This is a genomic window from Kitasatospora sp. NPDC057198, from assembly GCF_042670125.1.
In the GTDB taxonomy this organism is placed as follows: domain Bacteria; phylum Actinomycetota; class Actinomycetes; order Streptomycetales; family Streptomycetaceae; genus Kitasatospora.
Genome location: NZ_JBHUWH010000483.1, coordinates 1 through 5,686 on the forward strand (window position 1 = coordinate 1; position 5,686 = coordinate 5,686).

Sequence of the window (5,686 nt, forward strand, 5' to 3'; positions counted from 1 at the left end):
GTCGTCGGGCCTCCCCGGTCACCGGGTCGGCTTCTCCTTCGGGGGCTTCGGCGACAGCAGGAGCCCCAGCACCAGCAGCCCGGCTCCCAGCGCCTCGGGCGAGTACGTGGGCGCGTCGGACACGGCGGCCTCGTCCTCCACCATCAGGCTCGCCAGGGCGGCGGCTTCGGCCGACGTAGCGGTGCGTGACCGCGGCGCCGTTTCGGTCCGGAACTGAGTAAGCATCAGGTGTGCCTCCTCGTCTGGATTTCATCGCCCGTTCGGGCGACGCCCCCCTTTCGACGGTACGAGCACGAACGGGCCTGTGCACCCGCAGCGGGAGGATTCAGGCGAGGTCGGTCAGGTCGCGGGCGCCGCGCAGCCGGGAGGAGAGCAGCAGGACGGGGGAGAGCACGGTCAGCGCGCAGGCCAGGGCCAGCGCGGTGCGCGGGCCCCAGAGCGAGGCGGCGGCGCCGGCCGCCAGCGCGCCGACCGGGATGGCGCCCCAGGAGACGAACCGGACGGTGGCCATCACCCGGGGCAGCAGCGCGGCGGGGGTGGTGGTCTGCCGGTGGGTGCGGGTCAGGATGCTGAGCACCACGACGGAGGCGCCGAAGCCCGCGTTGCCGAGCGCGAACAGCAGCAGGCCGGCGCCGCCGGGGGCCAGCGCCATCAGCGGGGCGGCCAGCACGCCGAACAGCGAGCCGAGGACCAGGGTGCGGGCGGTGCCGAAGCGGGCGGCCAGCCGGGGGGTGAGGGCGGCGCCGACCAGGCTGCCGACGCCCTCGGTGGCCATCAGCAGGCCGACCAGGCCGGCCGGGGCGTGCGCGGTGCGGACCAGGAACAGCGGGATCACGGCCATCAGCGCGCCGCAGACGAAGTTGATGCAGGTCGCCTCGGCCAGGCACGGGCCCACCACCGGGTGGCGGGTCACGTACTGCCAGCCCTCGCGGATCTGCGCGCGGAAGGACGGCCGTCCGCCGCCGGGTGTGGGGCGTTCGGCGGCGGCCCGGGGCAGGGTGCGCAGCAGCGCGGCCGAGCACAGGAAGCTGACCGCGTCGGTCACCAGTGCGGTGGCGGCGCCCAGCAGTTGGACCAGCAGGCCGCCGAGCGAGGGCCCGGCGAGCTGGTTGGCCGCGTGGGTGGCGGAGGTCAGGCTGTTGCGGGCGGTGAGCTGCTCGGGCGGCACGACGGAGGGCAGGAAGGTGGAGTTGCCGACGTCGAAGACCACGCTCGCGAAGCTGACCAGCAGCGCGGCCGCCACCAGGTGCGGCAGGCCGAGCACGCCGAGGGCGGCGGCCAGCGGGACGGAGGCGATCGCGGCGGCGCGCAGCAGGTCCATCGCGATCTGGGTGCCGCGCAGCGGCAGGCGCTGCACCAGGACGCCGGCCGGCAGGCCGATCACCAGCCAGGCCACGTACCCGGCGGCGGTGACCAGGCCGACCTGGAAGCCGCTCGCGTGCAGCACCGAGACGGCGGTCAGCGGCAGGGCGACGGCGGTGACGGCGTCGCCGAGGCCGCTGACGGTGGTGGCCGTCCAGTAGCGCCAGAAGGCGGCGGCGGGCGCGCCGGCGGGCGCCCGCACCGGTCGGCCGGTGCGGGTGGTGCTGGTGGTGCTCATGCGGCGTTCCCCCTGGTGGCGGGTAGTGAGTTCCCTTGGGGAACTCACTATAGGCGGTGCGGCCGCGGCAGTGGCAAGGTGTCTCCATGCGCTACACCGACGTCGGCGACACCGACTGCTCCATCGCCCAGGCGCTGTCCGTGGTCGGCGACTGGTGGACCCTGCTGCTGGTGCGCGACCTCGCGGGCGGCACCCACCAGTTCGACGCCCTGCACGAGTCCCTCGGCATCAGCCGCAAGGTGCTCACCGCCCGGCTGCGCGCCCTGGTCGAGGACGGCGTGGTCGAGAAGCGCCTCTACCACGCCCACCCGCCGCGCTACGCCTACCACTTGACCGACAAGGGCTGGGGGCTGCTGCCCGTGCTGGTCGCCCTCCAGGACTGGGGCGGCCGCCACCTGCTCGGCGACGGCACGCTGACCGCCACCGCCGACCCCGGCTCCGCCGAGACCCGCCGGGTGCACGCCCTGGTCGGCACCCGCGTCCCCGAACTCGCGCTGCCCGCCGCCTCCGGGAGCGCCCGCCCGCCGCTCGCCGACCCGGTCGCCCGCACCCCCTGGACGGTGCTGTACTGCTTCCCCGGCGCGTACGCCCCCGGCACCCAGGGCTACCCGCCCGGCTGGGACGACATCCCCGGCACCGTCGGCTGCACGCTCGAGTCCTGCACCTACCGGGACCGCCTGGACGCCTTCACCGCCCGCGGCGCCACCGTGCACGGCGTCTCCACCCAGCGCCCCGACCAGCAGGCCGCGTTCGCCGCCCACCAGAACATCCCGTTCCCGCTGCTCTCGGACGCCGCGCTGCGGCTGGCCGGCGCCCTGCGGCTGCCCACCTTCCGGGCCGGCGGCGCCGACCGGCTCAAGCGGCTCACCCTGGTGGTCGACGCCGGGCGCACCGTGCGCGCGGTGCTCTACCCGGTGCCCGACCCGGGCGGCTCGGTGGCCGAAGTGCTGGCGCTGCTCGACGGACTGACGGCCGCCCAGCGGTAGAGCAGCACCGAGGCGAGGGCGGCCAGCGCGCACCAGGTGGAGACGAACGCCAGCCGCCACAGCAGGCCGCACACCAGCGCGCCCAGCCCGGCAATCCCGCCCAGCAGCCGCAGGTACCGGTCACCCGAGCCCAGCAGCGCGCCCAGCACCGCCACCAGGTACCCGGCCAGCAGCAGCCCCGGGGCCGGGACGCCGACCGCGTAGCCCAGCGTGTGCCCGTGCACGTGCGCCAGCACCGGGCGCCCGGCCACCGCGAACGCCAGCGGCACCGCCACCGCCGCGCCCAGCAGGGTGCACCACGCGGCGCCCCGGCGGCGGGTCGCGCACCACACCGCGGCCGGGACGTACAGCGGCAGCAGCGGCAGCGCGACCACCGCCCACACCGTCCGGGCCCACGCCCAGCCCGCCCACACACCCGCCTCCACCAGCTGGTGCGCGCCCAGCAGCAGCGGCAGCGCGGCCAGCGGCAGCCGCCGCGACACCCCGGCGCGCAGCACCGCGCCGACGCCGACCGCCGCCACCGCGGCCCCGGCGGCCAGGTCGGCCTCCGCGCTCCAGCACATCCGGCCAGCCTACGAGCCGCCGGGACGCGGTGCCGGAGCGGCGCGGCGGCGGGACGGGGACGGGACCGGGCAGGACCGGGCAGGACCGGGCGGGGGCGCGGGCGGTCGCGGTGGGGCCGGGTGCCGGGGGCGTCAGCGGTCCTCGGCCGGGGCGTCGCCGTTCGGGGCCCGGTCGGCCAGCTGTCGCAGGCCGGCCAGGGTCAGGTCGAGGGCGGCGAGGAACTGCGCCCTGTCGTCGTGGCCGTCGAACGCGTCGACGATGTCGTGCAGGAAGGGGTACTTCCCGGGGTCGAGCGCGCGCCAGTTGGTGGCGTAGCGGCCGAGGTACTCCTCGCGTTCCACCAGGCCGTCGACCACCGCCTGCGGCGGCTCCTGGCCCAGGTCGGCGGCGGCGCTGACCACCACGCCGAGCACCGCCGTCACGGCGTGGAAGCGCTGCAGCGGGGTGAGGTCGAGCCGCAGCAGCTGCCGCCCCAGCTCCTCGTAGAGCCGCAGCGAGTTGCCCTCCGCGTCGATGCCGCGCATGAAGCGCGAGCCCAGCCAGGGGCGGTCCACCACCGCGTCGAACAGCGCGACGGCCATCCGGCGCAGTTCGTCGACCGGGTCGCCGGTGCGGGGGTGCCGCTCGAACTCGGCCAGCACCCCGCCGAGCACGTGGTCGACGGCGCGGTCCAGCAGGTCGTCCCGGCCCGACACGTACCAGTAGACGCTGCCGACGCCGGTGCCGAGCCGGCCGGCCAGGCCGCGGATGGTCAGGGCGGGCTCGCCCGACTCGTCCAGCAGTTCCACCGCGGCGCCGAGGACGGCCTCGATGGAGTGCGAGGCGCGCCGGCGCTCCCGGGAGGGGCGGTCGGCGGGGCGCTGGCGCGGAGGTGTCATGCCCTTCATCCAACCACATTTGCCAGATTATCGAACGTGGTTCTAGTATCGAACTCGGTTCGATAATTCGTGACACCCACCCCGAGAGGAGGCCGCCATGACCGGCACCGCCACCACCGCCGCCGCCCCAGCGGCACCGCGCACCTATCCGTCGCTGCGCGCGGCATGGATCCCGATGGCCGCGCTCTGCCTGGCCTTCTTCGTCGAGATGGTCGACAACACGCTGCTGTCCATCGCCCTGCCCACCATCGGCCGCGACCTCGGCAGCGGCACCACCGCGCTGCAGTGGGTCACCGGCGCGTACTCGCTCACCTTCGGCGGCCTGCTGCTGACCGCCGGGTCGATGGCCGACCGGCTCGGCCGCCGCCGCGTCCTGCTGGCCGGCCTCGCCGTGTTCGGCCTGCTCAGCCTGGGCGTGGCCCTCGTCACCGGCGCCGGCCAGCTGATCGCCCTGCGGGCCGGCCTCGGCGTCGCCGCCGCCGCGATGGCCCCGATCACCAACTCGCTGGTCTTCCGGCTCTTCGACGACGCGGCGCTGCGGATGCGCGCGATGACCGTGATGATCGTCGTCGGCATGTCCGGCTTCGTCCTCGGCCCGCTGCTCGGCGGCACCGCGCTGGCCCACGTCAAGTGGCAGTGGCTGCTGCTGGTCAACGCCCCGATCGCGCTGATCGCGGCCGTCGGCGTGCGCCTGGGCGTCCCCGCCGACCGGCCCGAGGACCTCACCCGCGACAAGCTCGACCTGCCCGGCGCGCTGCTCAGCGTCGCCGCCATCGGCCTCGCCTGCTACTCGCTCACCAGCGGCGTCGACCACGGCTGGGCCTCCGCCGCCACGATCGGCTCGATCCTCGGCGCGCTCGCCGCGGGCGCCGCCTTCGTGTGGCACGAGCGCCGCACCGCCGCCCCCATGCTCGACCTGAAGCTCTTCACCGACGGCACCGTCCGCGGCGCCGCCATCGCCCAGATCGGCACCGCCATCGCGATGGCCGCCGTCATGTTCGGCCTGATCCTGCACTTCCAGTACGCCTACGGCTGGAGCCCGGTCAAGGCCGGCCTGGCCAACCTGCCGATCATCCTCACCATGCTCGCCGCCACCCCGCTGTCCGAGTGGCTCGCCAAGCGCTTCGGCCACCGGGTGGCCTGCCTGGTCGGCGCGGCCTGCCTGGCCGGCTCGCTGGCCGGCCTGGCCTGGGGCGTCTCGCACGGCTACGCCGTCATCGCGCTGTGCATGGTCGTGATGACGGTCGGCCTGCGCACCGTGATGACCATCTGCGCCATCGCCCTGGTCGAGAAGATGCCGGAGAACCGCACCTCGATCGGCACCGCCCTCAACGACACCGCCCAGGAGGTCGGCAGCAGCGTCGGCACCGCCGTCGTCGGCACCCTGATCGCCGCCCTGGTCACCACCCAGCTCCCCGCCGGCACCTGGGACAGCGGCCTGGTCAGCTCCTTCTTCCACGGCGAGCGGATCACCTACGCCGTGCTGGCGGTCCTCGTCGGCCTGGTCACCGCGTTCGGCGCGCTCACCCTCACCGACTCCCGCAGCACCGAGGAGCACCCCGCCTAGTAGTGCTTCGTTAGGTTCTGGTTCTGTGTCTGGTTCTTGTGCGGGGTAGGGGGCGGTTGCAGGTGGCACAGGTGCCGGTCCAGCCCTTGAG

6 protein-coding genes are annotated in these 5,686 nt (G+C 75.2%); 2 read left to right on the forward strand and 4 right to left on the reverse strand.

Translation table 11 applies throughout. The features are described 5' to 3' along the window. Nucleotides 1–18: 18 nt before the first annotated feature. Nucleotides 19–225, reverse strand: coding sequence for a hypothetical protein (locus ACFUEL_RS33670; RefSeq protein ID WP_380241046.1), 207 nt, complete (start codon nucleotides 223–225; stop codon nucleotides 19–21). A gap of 100 nt (nucleotides 226–325) precedes the next feature. After that, the gene (locus ACFUEL_RS33675; RefSeq protein ID WP_380241048.1) at nucleotides 326–1,600 is read right to left on the reverse strand and encodes an MFS transporter; all 1,275 of its coding nucleotides are present in this window, start codon (nucleotides 1,598–1,600) and stop codon (nucleotides 326–328) included. A gap of 86 nt (nucleotides 1,601–1,686) precedes the next feature. Here ACFUEL_RS33675 and ACFUEL_RS33680 point away from each other — a divergent pair, with 86 nt between their 5' ends. After that, complete coding sequence (locus ACFUEL_RS33680; RefSeq protein ID WP_380241049.1) at nucleotides 1,687–2,586, forward strand: winged helix-turn-helix transcriptional regulator; 900 nt, start codon at nucleotides 1,687–1,689, stop codon at nucleotides 2,584–2,586. Here ACFUEL_RS33680 and ACFUEL_RS33685 read toward each other — a convergent pair. Together ACFUEL_RS33685 and ACFUEL_RS33690 are read right to left on the reverse strand one after the other, a co-directional pair. Next, complete coding sequence (locus ACFUEL_RS33685) at nucleotides 2,508–3,149, reverse strand: DUF6629 family protein (protein ID WP_380241051.1); 642 nt, start codon at nucleotides 3,147–3,149, stop codon at nucleotides 2,508–2,510. The genes ACFUEL_RS33680 and ACFUEL_RS33685 overlap by 79 nt on opposite strands. 132 nt (nucleotides 3,150–3,281) lie before the next feature. After that, on the reverse strand, nucleotides 3,282–3,962 hold the full coding sequence (locus tag ACFUEL_RS33690) for a TetR/AcrR family transcriptional regulator (protein ID WP_380241055.1): 681 nt from the start codon (nucleotides 3,960–3,962) through the stop codon (nucleotides 3,282–3,284). A 163-nt stretch (nucleotides 3,963–4,125) separates the two neighbouring features. Here ACFUEL_RS33690 and ACFUEL_RS33695 point away from each other — a divergent pair, with 163 nt between their 5' ends. Beyond that, on the forward strand, nucleotides 4,126–5,595 hold the full coding sequence (locus ACFUEL_RS33695; RefSeq protein ID WP_380241053.1) for an MFS transporter: 1,470 nt from the start codon (nucleotides 4,126–4,128) through the stop codon (nucleotides 5,593–5,595). Nucleotides 5,596–5,686: the final 91 nt, after the last annotated feature.

What these genes read in the sequence shown, in the direction of transcription:
- ACFUEL_RS33685 (WP_380241051.1), bottom strand. Translation starts at nt 3,149, where the DNA reads ATGTGCTGGAGCGCGGAGGCCGACCTGGCCGCCGGGGCCGCGGTGGCG.
- ACFUEL_RS33670 (WP_380241046.1), bottom strand. Translation starts at nt 225, where the DNA reads ATGCTTACTCAGTTCCGGACCGAAACGGCGCCGCGGTCACGCACCGCT.
- ACFUEL_RS33675 (WP_380241048.1), bottom strand. Translation starts at nt 1,600, where the DNA reads ATGAGCACCACCAGCACCACCCGCACCGGCCGACCGGTGCGGGCGCCC.
- ACFUEL_RS33680 (WP_380241049.1), top strand. Translation starts at nt 1,687, where the DNA reads ATGCGCTACACCGACGTCGGCGACACCGACTGCTCCATCGCCCAGGCG.
- ACFUEL_RS33695 (WP_380241053.1), top strand. Translation starts at nt 4,126, where the DNA reads ATGACCGGCACCGCCACCACCGCCGCCGCCCCAGCGGCACCGCGCACC.